The organism is Xanthomonas sp. AC360 (assembly GCF_979258225.1).
Window position 1 is genome coordinate 1,946,223 of sequence record NZ_OZ409846.1, and the last position, 19,322, is coordinate 1,965,544.

Annotated in this window: 12 protein-coding genes and 3 pseudogenes; 11 read left to right on the forward strand and 4 right to left on the reverse strand. The window is 58.9% G+C overall.

Features of this window, described 5'->3' with window-relative positions:
* Window positions 1-41: 41 nt before the first annotated feature.
* The 7 genes from rpe (at window position 42) to ACZZ0O_RS08345 (ending at window position 7,727) form a co-directional block, all read left to right on the forward strand.
* Window positions 42-713 (forward strand): ribulose-phosphate 3-epimerase, encoded by a 672-nt coding sequence (rpe, locus tag ACZZ0O_RS08315; protein WP_104614356.1) that lies wholly within the window; start codon window positions 42-44, stop codon window positions 711-713.
* Window positions 710-1,201: an N-acetyltransferase family protein gene (locus tag ACZZ0O_RS08320; RefSeq protein ID WP_463590507.1), complete on the forward strand. Its 492-nt coding sequence runs from the start codon at window positions 710-712 to the stop codon at window positions 1,199-1,201. The genes rpe and ACZZ0O_RS08320 overlap by 4 nt, the downstream gene beginning before the upstream one ends.
* A 365-nt stretch (window positions 1,202-1,566) precedes the next feature.
* The gene (yegS, locus tag ACZZ0O_RS08325; RefSeq protein ID WP_463590508.1) at window positions 1,567-2,496 is read left to right on the forward strand and encodes a lipid kinase YegS; all 930 of its coding nucleotides are present in this window, start codon (window positions 1,567-1,569) and stop codon (window positions 2,494-2,496) included.
* Window positions 2,497-3,283: 787 nt separating this feature from the next.
* Entirely contained in the window at window positions 3,284-4,759 is a 1,476-nt protein-coding gene (trpE, locus tag ACZZ0O_RS08330; protein ID WP_463590509.1) for an anthranilate synthase component I, read from the forward strand.
* The gene (locus ACZZ0O_RS08335) at window positions 4,759-5,826 is read left to right on the forward strand and encodes a threonine aldolase family protein (RefSeq protein WP_463590510.1); all 1,068 of its coding nucleotides are present in this window, start codon (window positions 4,759-4,761) and stop codon (window positions 5,824-5,826) included. The genes trpE and ACZZ0O_RS08335 overlap by 1 nt, the downstream gene beginning before the upstream one ends.
* A 243-nt stretch (window positions 5,827-6,069) precedes the next feature.
* A complete protein-coding gene (locus ACZZ0O_RS08340) occupies window positions 6,070-6,366 on the forward strand; it encodes a tyrosine-type recombinase/integrase (RefSeq protein ID WP_463592417.1) in 297 nt (98 codons plus the stop codon).
* 551 nt (window positions 6,367-6,917) lie between these two features.
* Window positions 6,918-7,727 carry a hypothetical protein gene (locus ACZZ0O_RS08345; RefSeq protein WP_463590511.1) on the forward strand — a complete coding sequence of 270 codons (810 nt, stop codon included), beginning with the start codon at window positions 6,918-6,920 and terminating at the stop codon, window positions 7,725-7,727.
* A 310-nt stretch (window positions 7,728-8,037) separates the two neighbouring features.
* Here the strand turns inward: ACZZ0O_RS08345 and xopP are convergent, their stop codons facing one another.
* Window positions 8,038-10,200 carry a type III secretion system effector XopP gene (xopP, locus tag ACZZ0O_RS08350; RefSeq protein ID WP_463590512.1) on the reverse strand — a complete coding sequence of 721 codons (2,163 nt, stop codon included), beginning with the start codon at window positions 10,198-10,200 and terminating at the stop codon, window positions 8,038-8,040.
* A gap of 640 nt (window positions 10,201-10,840) precedes the next feature.
* Between xopP and ACZZ0O_RS08355 the strand changes: the two genes are divergently transcribed.
* The 3 genes and pseudogenes from ACZZ0O_RS08355 (at window position 10,841) to ACZZ0O_RS08365 (ending at window position 13,733) form a co-directional block, all read left to right on the forward strand.
* A complete protein-coding gene (locus tag ACZZ0O_RS08355; RefSeq protein ID WP_463590513.1) occupies window positions 10,841-11,758 on the forward strand; it encodes a type III effector in 918 nt (305 codons plus the stop codon).
* 106 nt (window positions 11,759-11,864) lie between these two features.
* Window positions 11,865-12,082: pseudogene (locus ACZZ0O_RS08360) on the forward strand (transposase); the annotation flags it as partial.
* Between the two features lie 211 nt (window positions 12,083-12,293).
* A complete protein-coding gene (locus tag ACZZ0O_RS08365) occupies window positions 12,294-13,733 on the forward strand; it encodes a hypothetical protein (protein ID WP_463590514.1) in 1,440 nt (479 codons plus the stop codon).
* Window positions 13,734-14,196: 463 nt separating this feature from the next.
* Here the strand turns inward: ACZZ0O_RS08365 and ACZZ0O_RS08370 are convergent.
* The 3 genes and pseudogenes from ACZZ0O_RS08370 to ACZZ0O_RS08380 form a co-directional block, all read right to left on the reverse strand.
* A pseudogene (locus ACZZ0O_RS08370) lies at window positions 14,197-14,433 on the reverse strand (transposase); the annotation flags it as partial.
* Between the two features lie 23 nt (window positions 14,434-14,456).
* Window positions 14,457-15,556 (reverse strand): IS3 family transposase gene (locus ACZZ0O_RS08375; protein WP_463590515.1). Its coding sequence is split into 2 segments (ribosomal slippage): window positions 14,457-15,295 and window positions 15,295-15,556, totalling 1,101 coding nucleotides; the frame shifts between segments, so codons are not numbered across the junction.
* A gap of 61 nt (window positions 15,557-15,617) precedes the next feature.
* A pseudogene (locus ACZZ0O_RS08380) lies at window positions 15,618-16,179 on the reverse strand (IS5 family transposase); the annotation flags it as partial.
* Between the two features lie 241 nt (window positions 16,180-16,420).
* On the opposite strand from ACZZ0O_RS08380, the gene ACZZ0O_RS08385 reads away from it, so the two are divergent.
* Window positions 16,421-19,234 carry an HrpF/NolX family T3SS translocon protein gene (locus ACZZ0O_RS08385; RefSeq protein ID WP_463590516.1) on the forward strand — a complete coding sequence of 938 codons (2,814 nt, stop codon included), beginning with the start codon at window positions 16,421-16,423 and terminating at the stop codon, window positions 19,232-19,234.
* Window positions 19,235-19,322 lie beyond the last annotated feature (88 nt).

A 19,322-nucleotide genomic window follows, 5' to 3' on the forward strand; every position in this document is an offset into this window, starting at 1 on the left:
GGGTTGCGACAATGGGGTTTCCGTCTTCCTACGAGCTGCCCATGCAATCGACGGCGATCGCCCCGTCCATCCTGTCCGCCGATTTCGCCCGTCTTGGCGAAGAAGTGAACAACGTCCTCAAGGCTGGCGCCGACTGGGTGCACTTCGACGTGATGGACAACCATTACGTGCCCAATCTGACCATCGGCCCGATGGTGTGCCAGGCGCTGCGCAAGCACGGCATCACCGCGCCGATCGACGTGCACCTGATGGTCGAGCCGGTGGACCGCATCGTGCCGGACTTCGCCGAGGCCGGCGCCACCACCATCAGCTTCCATCCCGAAGCCAGCCGCCACGTGCACCGCACCATCCAGCTGATCAAATCGCACGGCTGCCAGGCCGGGCTGGTGCTCAATCCGGCCACCCCGGTGGATATTCTCGATTGGGTGCTGCCGGAGCTGGACTTGGTGCTGGTGATGTCGGTCAACCCCGGCTTCGGCGGGCAGGCATTCATTCCGTCGGCACTGGATAAACTGCGTGCCATCCGCAGCAAGATCGACGCGCTGGGCAAGCCGATCCGCCTGGAAATCGATGGCGGGGTCAAGGCCGACAATATCGGCGCGATTGCCGCCGCCGGCGCCGATACCTTCGTGGCCGGCTCGGCGATCTTCAATGCGCCCGACTATGCCGATGTGATCGCGCAGATGCGCGCAGCGGTGGATGCGGTGCGATGAGTGCGACCACGCTGCAGATCCGCAGCGCCACGCCCGATGACGTACCGCTGCTGCATGCGTTGATCACCGCACTGGCGGTCTACGAGCGCGAGCCCGATGCGGTCAAGGCCAGCCCCGACGATCTGCGTGCCAGCCTGTTCGCCGAGGGCGCCACCGCACATGCGCTGATCTGCGAGCACGATGGCCAGGCACTGGGATTTGCGGTGTATTTTTTCAATTACTCGACCTGGCTGGGCCGCAACGGCCTGTATCTGGAAGACCTGTTCGTGCGCCCGGAAGCGCGCGGCAAGGGCGCCGGTCTGGCGCTGCTGCGGCATCTGGCGCAGCTGGCGATGCAGCGCGGCTGCGGGCGCTTTGAATGGTCGGTGCTGGACTGGAATCAACCGGCAATCGACTTCTACCAAGCCGTCGGCGCCCGCCCGATGGACGGCTGGACGGTGTACCGGCTCGATGGCGAGCGCCTGGCCGCATTTGCCGCAGGCGGTTAAGAGCGGCTGACAGATTGTCGCGAGCAGTCGACAGCTGGATGTTGACGGTGCACTCAGAGCCGGAATGTGCGCGTGGTCGGTGCCGTTCCGCGCAATGCCAACTCCGCCTGACGCTGAGCGCAGTCGTATTGCTTGGCCGCTCCAGGCCCGGCATCGCACACAAAAGGAAGGCCGCTCCACCCGGAGCGGCCTTCAAGAAAATTGGAGGCTGATCCTGCCTCCGCCCGTCGTCCCTGCTATGGACTTCTACTCTCCGGGTCATCGATGACATGCCAATGACAGCCCGGTGGCATTACGTATTCACGATCCACCCATTGGCGCGCTGCTAGCCTGCGTGCACCACTCTCACAGCATCGGCAGCGCGCATGGCCCCGTCCCACTGGCGTCTGATCCTCAACGGCAAGTCCACCGATAATCTGGACCTGCGTGAGGCGGTGGGGGAGTTGCGCAAACGCGGCGTCCAGCTTGAGGTACGCGTTACCTGGGAAGAGGGCGACGCCGAGCGCTATGTCGCCGAAGCGGTCGCCGATGGCGTGCACACGGTGGTGGCGGCTGGCGGCGATGGCACCTTGAGCGAGGTGGCCGCCGCGCTCGCGCACCACGACGGCGATGCCGCCAGCCTGCCATCGCTGGGCTTGGTCCCGTTGGGTACCGCCAATGATTTCGCCACGGCCGCCGACATCCCGATCGAGCCGCTCGACGCGCTGAGCCTGATTGCCGAGCGCCCCGCCCAAGCGATCGATCTGCTGCGCCTGGACACCCCGCACGGCCCGCACTGGTGCGCGAATGTCGCCAGCGGCGGCTTCGGCACCCAGGTCACCGTGGAAACCGACGACGGCCTCAAAAAAATGCTCGGTGGCCTGGCCTACCTGATCACCGGCATGTCGCGGCTGGGCCGGATCGACCCAATCGGTGCCCGCTTTTCAGGTCCGGATTTCAGCTGGGAAGGCGAGTTCATCGCACTCGGTCTGGGCAACGGCCGCCAGGCCGGCGGCGGCCAGGCGCTGTGCCCGGAAGCGGTGATCGACGATGGCCTGCTCGACGTCACCATCGTGCCCGCGCTCAATGGCGAGGTGGCCGCCACGCTCGGGACCCTGGTCACCAGCGGCAAGCAGGCGGCGTTGGAACGCGTCGCCGTCCGCGCGCGGCTGCCATGGCTGGAAATCGTCTCGCATCAACCGCTCACGCTGAACCTGGATGGCGAACCGGAAACCTCGCTGCATTTCCATATCGACTGCGTCCCGGCGCGGCTGCGGATGCATTTGCCGGTGGATTGCCCGTTGCTGAGCGCGTGAGCGCTGGGGTTGGGAAGTCGGGAGTCGGGATTGGGGATTGGGGATTGGGAAGTCGAACGCAGGATTTGGAAAACCTGATCCTGCAGTGCGTGCCGCTCAGAGCCCCTCTCCCCCGGGAGAGGGGTTGGGGTGAGGGTCCCTGCGCCAACACCGATGCCGACACCAGAGGTACCTCGCCCTGCGACGGCCCAGGGCAATGGCTGCCAACAGCGCAACAGGCGCACAACGACCTGCAGTGCGCACCGCTCAGAGCCCCTCTCCCCCGGGAGAGGGGTTGGGGTAAGGGTCCCTGCGCCGACACCGATGCCGACACCAGAGATACCTCGCCCTGCGACGGCTCAGGGTAGTGGCTGCCAACAGTGCAACAGGCGCGCAACGACCTGCAGTGCGCACCGCTCAAAGCCCCTCTCCCCCGGGAGAGGGGTTGGGGTGAGGGTCCCTGCGCCAACACCCCTGCCGACACCAGAGGCACCTCGCCCAGCGACGGCCCAGGGCAGTGGCTGCCAACAGCGCAACAGGCGCGCAACGACAGGCTCGCGTTGCCCGGAGGAGATACCAGTCCGAGTTGACAGACTCTGCCCGACAACACCCAAACCAACCCAAAGCGCCTTCGCAATTCGCACCGCATCCGCCCGCGCACCTGCTGCCCTGAAGCGGCACTTGCGCTACAGTAGCCATGTGTCCCGCCTGACGACCCCACGCTCCTTCTCTTCCGCTCGCCGCTGGTGGCGATGGTGGCCCGTTGCCGTCGTCCGCCCCGCCACAGAGTCCCGGAAGGAAAGTCGTCTTGATCACTGCAGATCAGTTCCAGCGCCAAGCCGCTGAAGGTCACACCCGTATCCCCGTTGTCCGCGAAGTGCTGTCCGACCTGGACACGCCGCTCTCGGTCTATCTGAAGCTCGCCGACGGCGCTTACACCTATCTGTTCGAATCGGTCGAAGGCGGTGAGCGCTTCGGTCGCTATTCCATCATCGGCCTGCCGGCGCGGCGCGTGTACAGCTTCCGCGGCCACACGCTGGAAGTCAGCGAACACGGCGAAGTCATCGACACCCGCGATGTCGCCGACCCGTTGGCCGAAGTCGACGCGCTACGTGCCGAGCATTCGGTGCCGCAACTCGATGGCTTGCCCGGCTTCACCGGCGGGCTGGTGGGTTGGTTCGGCTTCGAATGCATCCAGTACATCGAGCCGCGTCTGGGCAGCGGCGACAAGCCCGACGAACTGGGCACGCCCGACATCCTGCTGATGCTCTCCGAAGAGCTGGCGGTGTTCGACAATCTCAAGGGCCGGCTGTATCTGATCGTGCATGCCGACCCGCGTCAGCCGCAGGCGTATGTGCGCGCAAACCGCCGACTGGACGAGCTGGCGCACCGCCTGCGTCAGGGCGGCGCCGGGTATTCGCAGGCGCAGATCTCCGATGCCATCGACGAATCGGATTTCCATTCCTCGTTCACCCGCGAGGAGTACCACGCAGTGGTGCGCAAGGCGCAGGAATACGTGCGCGCCGGCGATATCTTCCAGGTGGTGCCATCGCAGCGCTTGCGTGTGCCGTTCCGTGCGCGCCCGGTGGATGTGTATCGCGCGCTGCGTGCGCTCAATCCCTCGCCGTACATGTATTTTCTGGATGTCGGCGGCACCCAAGTCGTCGGCTCGTCGCCAGAAATCCTGGCGCGGCTACGCGATGGCGTGGTCACCGTGCGCCCGATCGCCGGCACCCGCCCGCGTGGCGCAACGCCGGAGCTGGACAAGGCGCTGGAAGAAGAATTGCTGGCCGACCCGAAAGAGCGCGCCGAGCACGTGATGCTGATCGACCTGGGCCGCAACGATGTCGGCCGCGTTGCCGAACCGGGCACGGTCAAGGTGGGTGAGCAGTTCGTCATCGAACGCTATAGCCACGTCATGCATATCGTCAGCGAGGTCACCGGCACGCTCAAGGCCGGCCTCAATTACAGCGACGTGCTGCGCGCCACGTTCCCCGCCGGTACCGTCAGCGGCGCGCCGAAAATTCGTGCGCTGGAAATCATTCGCGAGCTGGAGCCGGTCAAGCGCAACGTCTACTCCGGTGCAGTCGGCTACATCGGCTGGCACGGCGATGCCGACACCGCCATCGCCATCCGCACCGCGGTCATCCAGGACGGCTATTTGTATGTGCAGGCCGGCGGCGGCGTGGTCTACGACTCCGACCCCGACCTGGAATGGCAGGAGACGATGAACAAGGGACGCGCGCTGTTTCGCGCCGTCGCCCAGGCCGCAAAGGGGCTGTGATGGACGGGCAGGGCAGCGCCGTGCGCATCAGCTTCCGCAACGATTACAGCGAAGGTGCGCATCCACGCGTCTTGCAGTCGTTGGTGCAAGCCAGTGCCGAGCAGAACGGCGGCTATGGCACCGATCGGCATAGCGAACGTGCTGCGGCATTGATTCGCAACGCCATCGCGCAACCGCAGGCTGCCGTGCAGTTGCTGGTGGGCGGCACGCAGACCAACCTGATTGCGATCAGTGCGTTCTTGCGCCCGCATCAGGCAGTGATTGCGGTCGAAGCGGGGCATATCGCCACGCACGAAACCGGCGCCATCGAAGCGACCGGGCACAAGGTGCTCACGGTGCCGGCGCTGCACGACAAGCTGACACCGGCATTGATCGCGCCAGTGCTGGAGGTGCACAGCAACGAGCACATGGTGCAGCCGCGGCTGGTCTACATTTCCAATAGCACCGAAAGCGGCACTATCTATACGCGCGCCGAACTCGATGCACTGTCGCGCTTTTGTCGCGCACACGATCTGTTGCTGTATCTCGACGGCGCGCGGCTAGGTGCGGCGCTCACCGCCAACGGCAACGATCTGGATCTGCCGACGATTGCCGCGCTCACCGATGCGTTCTATATCGGTGGCACCAAGAACGGTGCGCTGCTCGGCGAAGCCTTGGTCGTGATCAACCCTGCCTTGCAGGCCGATCTGCGCTATCTGATCAAGCAACGCGGCGCATTGCTGGCCAAGGGCATGGTGCTCGGCGCGCAGTTCGCCACCTTGTTCGAAGATGGCTTGTTCTTCGAGCTGGCTGCGCATGCCAATGCGATGGCGCAGCGTTTGCGCGCCGGATTGCTGGCCGCTGGCGCGCAGTTCACCAGCGACTCGCCGACCAATCAGCAGTTCATCGCCGTCAGCGCGCAGCAGGCCGCGCAGCTGGCGCAACGCTACGATTTCGAGCGCTGGGAAGTCCGCGCCGATGGCAGACACGTGATCCGCTTCGTGACCTCGTGGGCGACCACGGCAGCGTCGGTCGAGCGGCTGTGCGCGGACGTTGCAGCGCTCAGCCACTCCGTCTCGCATTCCTAACCACGTCTCTTATCAAGGAAGAACCCGATGAAGCAAATTGCCGGCACCTACACTGAAAACATCTATGCAGTCTTACTGATTGCGCAGTGAGTCCCGCAATCCGCATCGTCAGCAAGAAAGGTGTCTATGTCATGGGCAAGTATCCGGAGATATTGCTGCCCTCTGCACGAGCCGAGCATGACAAGGCGCGCGCGCCGTTAAAGCAGCCCCTTCATTGAGCTCATTAGTCGCCAGGCCGAGCACCTGCCCACCGGGACGCGTGAACAGCACATCGTTCCGCTGTTCAGGCTGGACCTCGAATTGCTGAAGGAATCGCAGACGTCTACAGTTGGACGCGGCTTCCTGTTGCCCAACTATAAGAGGCCACAAGAGTCCATGACGGCCACCATGTTGAATCGCACGCTTGAGCGTATGGGATTCAATGGAAAGGACAGCATCTGCTTCTCTGCGCATGGCTGCCGCGCAACTGCATCCACGCTCTTGAACGAAATGGGCTTTCGTCCCGATGTCATCGAGCGCCAGCTTGCGCATGCTAAGTGAAATAAAGTTCGGGCTAGATGTGCTCAAACATCTCGAAGATGTAGATATAGAAAGAGCAATGGCTAGCCCTGCCCGTCTCTACTCGGCATCGCGATGACCCGATATTCCACATTGCGGATCTTTTTTGTCGCGCACCGGATCTTTTTCGTTTTTAGTCTTATGGATTCGCGTCCACCCAACCTCTTTCGATAAACGCTCACATAGACTGAGAGGCGATTTTTGATACGTGTCCGAGGTGCCCGAATCTCAAAAATTGCTTGTATACGGTTATGAGCGGTATGCTTTTTTTCGCAAGTCGCCTTTGAAAACGTTATTTCAGCAGCCTGCTGAGAACGAATTTATAGCGAAAAGGAAAAATTATGGGAAATTGTATAAAGTCTGATGGCGGCGTCGGTTATTCGACTTCGTCGCGCCTCGGTGAAGGAATAGACCCATTGGCATCGGGTGTCCAGTATGGACCGTCGGTGCGGGCCCACGAAGAATTATCGAGCCCCGAACTAGGTGTCCTGGCAGGCCTCCGGCGCAAGTCTGTCAAGGTTAACTCGCAGACCATGGCTCACCTGCAAGTTGGGCAAATGGCGAATCGGGTTGTCAAGGATGTTTTGGACACCGGGGCTGGTAACCAAGTTGTGGACGTCGCAGCAAGTGGTGGCGAAAGCTGGGCTCGGCACAGGCTCGGCGACGAACTCGCCCCCCGTGGCAACATGCAAGCTCAGTTGCAGAGGGTGAAGTATTCGCAAGGTGGCAACTGCCCAGTGCATGCATCCTTGGCGGCTGCCATATTGCTTCGTATGGGCGGCGAGCCCGAGACCGAGATCAATGCACCAGTCGTGCGTGTTTGGGAGGCTCAGGAGTTAGACCACACGTATACTATGATCGGCGACCCACGAGACAGTAAGTGGGGAGACAAGAACACTGTTGTGGTTGATCCTTGGCCTGTCGTTCCCTCTGCAATGACGCTGTCCGAAGCAAAGCTACACGACGCCAGGACAGACACCTGGACTCCGTTCCGGCCCAATGACGGCATGATTGTTAATACGTTTGCGCCCGGTAGTTCCGAGTGGCATGCGATGGCCGACAACGCGACAGTGATTAAGCCGATGACTTCGGAGAGGGTTGAAGAGCGACTGAGCCAAAGCAAGGCGATGCATAAACAGCCGGCATTGTCTCTTGGGGACGAATTGGCAGTGCATGCGTTCAGAGTCGACAAAGATTCAATGTGGGACTCTCGGTTGAGTACCAATCCAGCCACTGTGTATACAGATGGCACGAGAAGTCAGACATTTGACGAGGTCTCGTCAAGTACGGTGGAGCACTTGCGCGAAGGAATTGAGGCGCTGAGGCGTATCAACAACGATTGAACGCCACACGCCAAGCACACATGTTGGGGCGAGAAGCTGCTGCTTGCGCTGTGCATACGCCGAGCCGTCATGTGCCTATTGTCCGCCATTGCGCTGGCTCTGAGACACAAGGTGCCAGGTCGCGTTGCCGCCTTCTCCATCTTTAAATGGCATTTAACCGCACTCTGATCTACCAAGTTCTGTGCGAACAAACCGCGATAACAACTGACACTCTGCCGGCACGCATAGCCGTGTGACAGGCGCTCCCCGGAGCCCTGTCATCTTGAACGAAGCATGGCGCTGACAGCAGTCGCCACTACTGGTTTGAGAACTATCCGAATGTGGCTTCGCTACCACTTCGCATGTGCAACAACGAGGCGAGCAGCGCCGAATCGATCGTGGAGCGGTGCACCTTCGCATCGGCATGACCGAGCGCTCGCATGAGCATCTCCCAGCGCTTCCCTAGATTTTTCTCTCTTGCCGTTTTCAGATGGACGGCGTTAAAAGCCTTGTAGCCTAGGGTAGGCAACGCGTCCGCCGTCACCGGCTCGGCAGTATGCAGGTGTACGAACCATGGCGCAGGGCGCTTGCCGTTGGACAACGGTGCGTGGTCGATACGTATCTCAAACAGCGTGCCGCGATCTCCATTGTCGTGGTCGGAGGGTAATCGAATTGGTGAAGTTACGCGGGCAACCTCGCTCATCTTCAGCAAGCGCGAAAGATGCGGCGAACGGGGCTGCGGGTCGCTCTTCAGCGCATCTGCTTCGCGGATCTGCACACGCTGCTCGATCATGTCCACCAGCTGCAACCGCTCGGTGAGTTGGGCAATCCGATCGTCTTCTGGCGGCAGTTTCGCCTTTGTCTGCAGCAACCGATCCCTTGCGAACCAGTCCCGGACCGACGCGCGTACGAACGTGAAAGCAATCGCCGCATCTTGCCCGGAACGATGCATCATACTGTCGACGCTACTGGTGTCCTTTCCCAGCATTTTCGCAATCAGCATGAAGTCCGCGTCCAGTTCGGTCACCATGGATCGTTCCAGCGGAACGCTCTTCAACAGCGCATCCGCTTGTTTTTGTGCAAGCGTCCGTGTATCGCTCAAGATGACAGGAGGTGCAGGGACGAGGCTAGACTCTTCGGCCGCTCGATTGCCCGGCTTGCGATGCTTGCGGGCCGGTCTCGGCGACGCCCTCGGCACGGGCAGTTGCTCGATCGTTGTAGATGGCGACTTGACGACCTCGCGCTTTCCGGCGACAACGGAACTGGTGAGGTCAAGCACACACTGTCGATAATCGGTCAGTGCCTGCGCCAAATCGAGCATCGATCTCCAGATATGATCGTCACAATCATTCTCAATGAGAGCAGCGACATCCATGCATAGCTTCAGACCGATGCGCCCAAAGTGCTCTGCATAGTCCTCAAGAACGTCTTTGTGTTGTGCCACCACCTGCGGAGTCAATGCAACGCCGGCTTCCGAGGGACATATCGATTCGATCACGACTTGGCTCAGCGTCGAAAACGCCGCTGCTACATTACCGCCGCGGTAGTTCTTGGCCTCGTCCAATTCGTGCAATCTAGCCATGACTTCCGGCATGCCCTTTGCCTCGACCTGACGCTCCAGCTGCAGACGATGGATATCGACGAGCAGACTCCGGATTGACTGCATCGTTTCATGACAAAAACCCAGATTGGTCCTGATCAACGGCACCATGGCTGAGACATTTTCGCGTATTTTCTTGTGTGTATCCGGCGCCTTCATGCGTCTCAGCAACTCATCCATTGCTCCCCGGTACTGTTTAATTTCGCTCAAATACCCCTGCCACTCTTCGGTTTGCTGACGCTCAACATCACTGTTGTGTAGCTCCGCCTGCACAGTGATGGCGCCGATCGCCGGCTCAATCGGCTGAATGAGGCCAAATTGCTGCATCCACTTGTCTTCCAGCAGTTCGTCACGTGCTGCATAACCGACTGCAGCGGACGTTCCGAGAAGCGTCAACAATGCATGTTCGTGCTCCACTGCGGCTTTAGACTGCAACCGCCCCTGCACCTTCAAATCGGCGACAGCCTGCAATCCTTCGCGGGCAGACTTCATGGCAGCCAGCGATAGCTTGACCTTCTGTTCCGGGGCCACTTTTGGCGCAGCCTCTCGTTGTCCCTGCGTGCCTTCATTACTGCCGATCACATCTCTAAAGATCTTGGCCTTGCCAAGCGCTTTTCTCAGCATTTCGCCTGGGTCAATGCGCTGAAGCTGCATGGCAGCCGCGGGTAACAACGCAGGGCTTGATGGCCCCGGTAACACATCAGACGAACCCACAACGGCCTGCCTTACGGGCTTGGGGGGCCTGGCGGCAAGTCCGTGTAGTTGCGGCGATTGCTTGGCAGGACCCCCGCCAGTGGTCTTTGTTGCCGTCGCGGAGTCTGTCGGCACAATGGCAAGGTTCGTCGACACCTCCAACTCTGTAGAGCGCTGCTTGATCATTTCGACACGATGCATTATTTCCTCCTTTCTTCTGGCGTTTGTCACACTGTTATTGATTAAATTCTCGCTACGCAATATTGGCTATTATTAATAACGTTGCAGGTAACTGAAATTGCTTGCTGAATACTGCGGATTGCAATGCAAGTGGGCGCAATTCGTGAATCAAAGTATTAGGAATAGTACCTGATTTTCTGCCAGATTCCGCGATTAAAGGTGGTGCTTTCACCCCCTCAAAAAAAACTCGAAGAGGATTTCTATGGAGAATCTGGTCGAGCTGCTCGTGAGTATGGGTGCGCTCGCTCTTTTTAGTTTATGTAAGTTAATCTGCGCATATTCTTAAAAAAAATCGCCGGGGACAACAAGTAAGTCAGAATCGATCCGGCACTGCGCAAGAAGATGCGAATGAATGACTATTGGTCCGAAGCTCCGCCCTGCTCCCCAGAATGCATCGGCGATGCAGCGGCGGATCCGACTTTTTCTTGTCCTTGAGTGGAGCTGATTAGACCGCCCTTATGCTCCATCGCGCGCTAGAGGACATCAAAAAAGACGGTCGATTGACTCGCATATTTCGCACATGAAAAGAAAGGTTCGCTCTTCGAGAAATCTTAAAGTGCCAAGAAGGTCAGACTTGCTGTCCAGTATCCAGGACGTTGACATGCCAAAGATCCATCGTTCCAATGGCTTATACGAACCGAATTCACCCAATGGCTTGGCAGGCTTCGATCAGGAGCCCACTGTAAAAATTCATGAATATACATTTCCTGAGTTCCTCGGGTTGACTAAGTTCAGTTCGAAAAATAAGAAAGTCAACGCCTCTACTATGCAAAACTTGAAGATTGCTGAAGAGACAGTGCTGAAAGTAAAATACTTGCTACCTTATGGTGCAGGAAACCAAAAAACTGACATCACTTACACCCAAGGAGAGTCATGGGCCAGGCGGGCGATGCTGCGTGACAATGAGTATAACCAGGATCCCATTCAGAATGCGGGTAGGGCTGTAGCTTATCAGGCCGGAAACTGCAACGAGCACGCAAATGTGGGTTATACGCTATTGGCGGCCAACTCACTCAATGCGCCTCTACTTCGAGTAAGTGACGCAGATGAAGACCATGCTTACGTGCTGATTGGTGATCCTCGTGACCCCACGTGGGGCGAGAAAGATACTGTTGTTGTGGATGCATGGGTGACGCATCCAGCAGTAATGACGTTAGACCAATCAAAAGGCTTAAATCCGCAGCCTACTCCCTTGTTCCAACGGCCTCCACGGGCTCAATCAGATACCAGAGCGATCGCTGCACTTACCAACGTTAGCCCATTATCTACAGAGAATGTCAATAAATATCTTCTTGAGCAGAGAGGTGCACCTGAAATTGGGCGGCCGCTCCTAAGGCACATTGATGCCTACGTGGATACAAGCAAATTTTTCAACGAACGCGTTTCGGCTGGCGACCCAAGCACCAGATATCAATCATCAGCACTATCCTCAAGGTCGTTCGATAAGATTATGTACTGCACAATCGAGAAAGAAAGTTATGCAGATGCTGCCTGGCGTGGCAGCGGATTTAGGTGGTAGGTCGATGGGGTAGCCCGTCATCCGCCCGCCCAAGTGAACCCGACATCCCCCGGATTTGACAGGTGCCTTGGTTTGGAGCCTGATTTCCTATTCCGAGGAGATTAACGTGAAGAAGCGTTTTCTCGTAGAACAGGTCATCAGGCTTCTGCGCGAAGCCGACGCGGGTGTCGCGATCAAGGACCTATGCGGGTGCCATGGCTTCAGTGGGGCGTATTTACTCCCTGCCGCGTAGCAAGGTTCGCAGTAATGAGCGTGCCCGATGCTAAGCGGTTCAAAGTTCTGGTCAGAGAGAATCGTCGTGCTGAGAAAATTGTTCTGGAGCGCTCCGAAAGCCCATTCCGATGGTGCAAGCACAGACCATGGCGGCCCGCCGGCCACGCCAGCGTCCACTACGCCAGTGGTACCGGGGGAATGGGCAGTACTAGGTCGTGCGCCAAAGCGGCCTGACGGCACAGCTAAGCAGCGTTCCCCAGTCAGTATCCCTGTGCCCCTGGTGCCAGCTGCTAGGGCAGGTCGGCTGCTAGGGGCCTCCGCAGTGGAAAGCCTTTCTTCAGCCCATTGGTCACGGGGCGAGCTCCAGTTCGATCCTTCCGTAAGCAACCAGCTGCCTTCGGCAGAGGTGCATCAGCCGCTGCCGACTCGTCGCCAGACGCTGGGTGCATTGTTAGCCGAGGAGCTAAGCCAGGAAGAAGCCGCCAGGTTGGGCAAGCAAGCCCGGTGCGACGCGCTGGCGCAACTACTGCATGCTGCCTTGCCCAACGGGGGGCGAACCACGAAGCGGCTGAAGGCGCGGGCGGCCAGAAAGCAACCTATCAGCGTGGCCGATCGATGGAGCGTGATCCGCAATGGAGCTCCCAAACCGATGCAAGGGGAGCGAAGGAGGTCGTTCGAGGCACTGGTGCGCAGTGATCTGTTAGCGATCGCACACACCGGCCAGATCGATCCATTCGCTGCGGTCGAAAAAATGGCCGAAGCCCTGGAAGAGGGAATTCTGGGCCAGGGCATTTTGGCGAGCGATCGGCAATTGCTGGGCGAGGTATTGGGCGACCTGTCGATCAATCGCCTGTACACGCGGCTGAATCTGAAAATGACGGAAGACACCATGCCTGCGTTCACCAACGCGCACGTGCTGCAGGCGCCGAGGGAGCTAGGACAAGGCCGCTCCAACACGGTGTACGAGGTCGAGATCCGGAACGCGGATGGAGCTGCGATGAGCGCGGTTTTCAAGCCGCTTATCCACGAGCCACCCTGTCGGGATAAGTGGAGTGTGGTTGCCAGATTGACGGGCATTTCTAGGGAAGAACCGCAAACGGCGATGCGCAATCTCGCAACCGTGGCCTATGCAAGGAGGCTCGGGTTCCACGTGGTTGCCGACACGCGAGTGGCGCTGATGAATTTGGGACAAGATCCCTTTGAGCCAGCTCTGGGTCTGATCATGGAACGCGCCCAAGGAAAACCAGCCGAAGAGGTCGATGCGTCCACCCTGGTCCAGGCGAACGTGTGCGCCGAAGTGATGAAGCTGCAGCTGCTCGACCATCTGACCGGCGAAGCTGATCGCCACGACAAAAACTATTTCATTCACGTCAAGCAAGATGGTCGAGCCAAGGTTATGGGCATCGACAACGACAACTGTTTTGGTGCGGAACTTACCGCCCCAGACGGTGCCCAGCCGGATCTGAAAGACCCGCAACGCATGGCATTTCATGGGACTGCGCTTCCCCCGGTGGTAGATACCGACATGGAGCGCGCCATCCTTGCAATCACGGAAGAAGACATCCGTTCGATGCTGAAAGACAAGCTCAACGATTCCGAGATCGCTGCCGCCGTCCAGCGTTATCAAGGCGTCCGGCAGCATCTCCTTGCCCTGCGGAATTCCGGCCTGGTTATTGAGCCGCACGAATGGGGCCGGGCGGATGTACAAGAACGCCTGGCACCGACAAACAGCTATTTGGGCCGCGAACTCGAATTTGCTTAGGTTCTCGGCCCGGCCATCCCAGGCCGCGATGTCGCTCATGCCAACGATAGCCAGCGAGCGACATCACTGGGATCCCCTTGCAGGCGATGCGGACAAGTGCACCACCGCACCCACACCCCGGTTTCAGTTCGGCCGCGAGCGGCCTCGCATGCAGGGCGCCCGCCTTCGCAGCGTATAGTTCTGCAGGCCGTGCCACCTCCCGCGCTTTGGCAGGCACCTGCCTGCCGGTAGAAGGTGGTAGAAGGCGACCGCAGGTAGAGCAGTCCCGGGGCGCGGGTAGAGAGCAGCACAGACCCGAGGGAGCTGCATGACCGATGCCGTGCTGTGTGACGAGCGACTAGTGAGGCTCTGATGCCTAGTCTGGATCTTCGAAGTTCAAACGACATCGACGGGTAGAGGATCTTGCTGGCGGATGACTTCCCGTCCTCGGGTAGCGTTGATCAGACCATCCCTTAGAGCCTGTTCAAAGTCTTCTAAGCAATAACGCCAGGAATGCCAAGTGGATCATCTGCAGACTTGTGTTTAGCTGACGCTCGCAGTTTTTCCATAGCCTTCGGTTCTTCTCTAACCAAGCAAAGCTGCGCTCCACGATCCAGCGCTTTGGCATGACCTTGAAGGTATGCAGTTCGCTGCGCTTTGCGATCTGCACTTTGACTTTCCTGCCCACCACCTCTTGCACTCCCTTTGCAAATGGGGCGCCTGAAGCGTCCTCGATTCTTCGAGTCACTCAGAAGTAGAGGTGGTTGCTGATTGTGCCATTGCGAAGCGGATGGGCGGCAAGCCGCCGAGTGATCGATGTGGCCGTTGGTGGTTGTATCGATGACGCCAGTCCTCTGCCATGCGCCGAACCTCGTCGAGCGTGGTGAACACGAAGCGGTCCAGCACTTCGGTGCGGAGGGTGCGGTTGAAGCGTTCGATGTAGGCGTTCTGGGTAGGTTTGCCGGGCTGGATGTGGATCAGGGTGACGCCGTGCTGCTGTGCCCACTGCCTGAGCGAAGCGCTGATGAACTCCGGGCCGTTGTCCAGGCGCAGTCGTCTTGGAGCACCACGCAGCTCGACCAATTCGTCCAGTGCGCGGATGACCCGTGCCGAGGGCAGGCTGGTGTCGATTTCGATCTTCATCGATTCGCGATTGAAGTCATCGTTGATGTTGAAGGTGCGGAAGCGGCGTCCAGACCACAAGGCATCGGACATGAAGTCCGCCGACCAAGTGTGGTTTGCCGCTTGCGGGATCTCCAGCGGCGCGCGGATGCGGTCAGGTAATCGGCGCTTGCCGCGACGTGGAAGGTTGAGCTTCAGCGCGGTGTAGACCCGCCAGGCGCGGGTCTTGCCCCAGCCCTGCGGTCGCAATGCCCAATCCATCAGCAGGCCAAAACCGTGGCCGGGGTTGTCCTTCAAGTGTGCCTCGATTGCGGCAATGAGCGGGCCATCGTCGCGCTGGCGCGGACGGTAATGCCGTGCAGATCGGGACAGCTGCAGCACCCGATCAGCTCGACGGGCACTGAGGCCGTGAGTAGTTTGCATGGCCAGACTCAATTCAAGTCGACGAGCCTGGCTCAACCTTTTCGCGACAGCACGTCCTTGAGCGCGTGGTGATCCAATGCCAACTCGGCATACATGCGCTTCATCCGGGCCAACTCGGCTTCCACATCCTTTAGATGCCGCAACTGCGACACCTCCATGCCGGCGTACTTGGACTTCCAGACGTAATAGGTCGGCTCGCTGATCCCGTGCTTGCGGCAAGTCTCGCCAACCCTTGCACCGGCCTCGACTTCTTTGAGGATCCGAACCATCTGTTCTTCGGTGAACTTCGACTTCTTCATACAGAGCTCCTTGGGATGGAACTCTACTTCCAAGTGGATCGAGTTAACGAGGACGCTTCACGCCGACATAGCCGCCGTCGCAGAGCAAGCCTTTTACGCGTTTCACATTCCATTTGTTGCGATCGAGTGCCAGCAGCGCACCCTTGCGATCAGTCACCTCCGCCGTCGTCACTGCGATGGCATGCGGCAAGCCTTGCATGTCTACGGCGATATGCCGTTTGATTCCCGCAACTTTCTTGCCTGCGTCATAGCCCTTCTGACTCGCCGTGTCCGTGTTCTTCACGCTCTGCGCGTCGACGATCAAGAACGTGCTGCATGCGTTGCGCCCCAGTGTCTCGCGGGCCGCGCCAACCTGATTTTTTTAACGCCCGCTCCAGCAGGCTCACTCCGTGCTCATCCACTTCGCTCCAGATCTGGAAGTACGCATGCACCGTGCGCCACTTGGGAAACGTCTCGGGCAACATCCGCCACTGGCAACCACTCTTGAGCAGATAGAGCACCGCGCAAAACACCTCATATAAATCGACCTTGCGTGGCGCGGTCTTCTTGCGCGCACCTTCAAGCAAAGCGCGGATCTGCTCGAACTGCTCGCGGCTGATGTCACTGGGATAGCGTGCTCTCATCCCCATATGATCGGATAATTCGGGCAGACTTTGAACAGGCTCTTAGCTGATGTTGGGTAGGGTATCGCCTTCGTGCCCTTATTTCTGCGCTTTTTTCGCCAAAATAGTTCATCTGTACATGCATCCGTTGGCGGGAGTGGCAACATGTGTGTACGCCGCATGAGACATGCCTGTGTGACCGTATGAGCATGTACTCAGATGCAGCCGCTCTGTCCTGCTTTGTCACTGCGAGGCCGCATACATGTCGCTCAACACGCTGTCGACCGGGAGCACCGCCGGTCTGTTTCTACCTCAAACGGATGACGCGTCGTCTTCGGGGTTGCTCGGATCCGATTCGGCCATGAATGACTCCGATCTGTTGCTGGCGATGGATAACCTTTTTTTGCAGCAGATTTACCACTTGATTGCCGCCACCTACGGCAACACGCCAATCAGTGAGCCAGGCAGCGGCATTCCGTGGTTCGACAGTCCTTCAGCGGACGACATTCAAGCCAGCCAGCCGATCGAGAAACGCACGTCCTGGCCGACGCTGCCGACCCCGTTCGATCCCAAGGACATCAAGGGATCCAAACTGCCGCTTGCGGTGGATGGATCATCGGTGAGCTGGGACGGCGGCATGCTCACCCCATCGGAACTTCAGATTGTTTCGACACTAAATCAGCACAAGGACAGGATGCCGATTGAGTTCAAAAAACTTGACGACAAGATCAATGACCCATCCACGCCTCCCGATCTGAAGAGCGCGCTGCAAGGCTTGCAGAAAGACCCGCGTCTGTTCTTCGCCATCGGCTCGCAGGGAGACGGCAAATGCGGCGGCAAGATCAAGGCCGATGACTTGTGGGATTTTGCAGACCACCATCAGCAAGTCACTGATCTGGGCGGGAAGAATGCCGAGTTCAATCCCAAAAATATCAAGGGAGCGACGCCGCCTCCTGTCGCAGAAGGTTCATCGGTGACCTGGGACGGCGGCACGCTCACCCAGTCTCAGCTCGAGATCGTCTCCACGCTCAACCAGCATCGCGACATGACGCCGATCGAGTTCGCCAAGCTCGATGAAAAGATCAACGACCCGGCCACCCCGCCGGACCTGAAGAAAGCGCTGCAAGGCCTGCAGCAGGACCCTAGCCTGTTCTTCGCGTTGGCATCGCAGGGACACGGTAAGCACCACAAAGACGACCAGGGCAAGTGTAACGGTACGCTCATCGCAGCCAACCTTTACGATTTTGCCGATCGCCATCCGCAGGTCACCGCCCTGGGTGGGAAGAACGCAACCTACAATCCCGAGAAAGTGAAGGGCCGAGACCTGCCGCCGCGGGTGGAAGGTTCTTCGGTCACGTGGGATGGCGGAACGCTCACCCAGAACGAACTGGAGATCGTCACCACGCTCAATCGCCACAAGGACAAGTGCCCGGTCAAGTGGGAAGATCTCGATGCCAGATCAAAAGACCCTGCCACGCCGCCGGATCTGCAGAAAGCGTTTGCAGACCTGCAACAAGATCCTGCGCTGTTCCATGCAATCGGCGCCCAGGGCAGCAAGGGAAGTTGCGATGGCAAATTTACCGACAAGGATCTCACTCGCTTTTCGGTACATGAAAAGCATCCGCAGATTGCGCAGTATGCCGAACAGCAGGCCAAGGGTTACACGCAAAATTATGTAGCGTCGGACAGCCCGGATAAGACCAAGGCGACGGTCATGACCGAAAGCGATGCGATGCGCGAGTTCTATCGCTATTCGGACTATCTGCCGAAGGATCTGAACCAGAATGCGTTCAAGCAATTGGTCGAAGGCGAGAGCAGCACCAAGAAGTCCCCACCGCAGGTTATCGCCGCCGCCCAGTACTTCCGCGATCACCCCGACCAATGGAAGGCCTTGGCGGGAGACTCAGGTTCGATGAGCACACCGGATTTCCTGCAGAAATCCGCATCGCAGATGCACCTGACCGCGCCCGAACTGAAAACGCTGGACACCATCAACAGCCACCAGGACGCGTTCTTTGGCGATGGGAAAGAGGTGACCCGCGACAAGCTCGATACGATTATCAAAGACGATAAAGCCGACCCCGCAGTTCGCGACGCCGCCAAGCAGCTATCGGAGGACCCGCTACTATTCGGCTTGTTGAACAACACGATCACCGGATACAAGAAGCCCCACAGCTTTTTTGGCGGCGGTCATGTCGTCGACTCAGGCAAGATCAGCAAGAAGGACTTCCACCAGTTCTACGATCATATAAGTGCGGACAATAAGACCATGGAGACATCGCCTACGCACGAAGCCACATCGCCCGAACAAAAGAAAGCTGTCGCGGACATGTTGATGGGCAAGGCCGATCAACCCGAGATCAAGAGGAAAAAACAGGATATCGGTACCTTCAGCAAAGGGTTGCATGAGTTCCTCAAGTGGGACAGCAAGATCCTGGATGGGCTTTCCGTGGCATTTAGTGCAATGAACGGCATCCCCATCATCGGCGAGGTGGCCGATGCGGCCGCGCTGGCATTGGAGAGCGAGGCGCAGGCAGCGCAGGTGCTCGACACCGCACTGCAAGGTGGCAACATTTCATTGGCGTGGAAACTCGCTGGCATCAACATGGCTGGGGCAGTTGTGGGCGCTGTCGGTGGGCCTACGGCCAGGCTCGCGGCCAAGGGAGCAGCCAAAGGGGTCGCCGAGGGCGCAACCAAGGTAGCAAGCGAGAGCGCAGCCAAGGGCGCTACCAAAGGCGCAACGGAGGGCACCACCAAGGGCTCGACCGAGGGTGCGGCCAAAGGAGGAGGCAAGGGGGCAGCCGAGCGGAAAAATCCCACTAATGCGGTTAAGGGCTATTTAATAGGAAGTAGCATAAGTAAATCGGTAGAGATGCTCAAGATGCCCGTGTTGGCGGGATTGCACTATGAAGAGGTGCAATTGGACAAGCAGAGAAAAAACGGCGATATCCGCCAGAATCTTGAAGATGCAGGCGGAGTGCCGCTGGGCAAACAGAGTATCCCGAAGGGAGTTGCCGAAAACTTCGAGGCGGACACAAAGGAAAACCTCAGGAATTTGAGGGGGCGCCGCAGGTAGCGAATGTTTTCGAGCGATGACCTTGTGCAACGGAACTGCAATCAAAGGAATCGCTCGATTGGCCTGGCAAATGCGGACCGAGAATTTG

Excerpts from the sequence above, each read along its gene's own strand:
- rpe (WP_104614356.1), top strand. The coding sequence starts at position 42 with ATGCAATCGACGGCGATCGCCCCGTCCATCCTGTCCGCCGATTTCGCC.
- ACZZ0O_RS08320 (WP_463590507.1), top strand. The coding sequence starts at position 710 with ATGAGTGCGACCACGCTGCAGATCCGCAGCGCCACGCCCGATGACGTA.
- yegS (WP_463590508.1), top strand. The coding sequence starts at position 1,567 with ATGGCCCCGTCCCACTGGCGTCTGATCCTCAACGGCAAGTCCACCGAT.
- ACZZ0O_RS08335 (WP_463590510.1), top strand. The coding sequence starts at position 4,759 with ATGGACGGGCAGGGCAGCGCCGTGCGCATCAGCTTCCGCAACGATTAC.
- ACZZ0O_RS08345 (WP_463590511.1), top strand. The coding sequence starts at position 6,918 with ATGGCTCACCTGCAAGTTGGGCAAATGGCGAATCGGGTTGTCAAGGAT.
- xopP (WP_463590512.1), bottom strand. The coding sequence starts at position 10,200 with ATGCATCGTGTCGAAATGATCAAGCAGCGCTCTACAGAGTTGGAGGTG.
- ACZZ0O_RS08355 (WP_463590513.1), top strand. The coding sequence starts at position 10,841 with ATGCCAAAGATCCATCGTTCCAATGGCTTATACGAACCGAATTCACCC.
- ACZZ0O_RS08385 (WP_463590516.1), top strand. The coding sequence starts at position 16,421 with ATGTCGCTCAACACGCTGTCGACCGGGAGCACCGCCGGTCTGTTTCTA.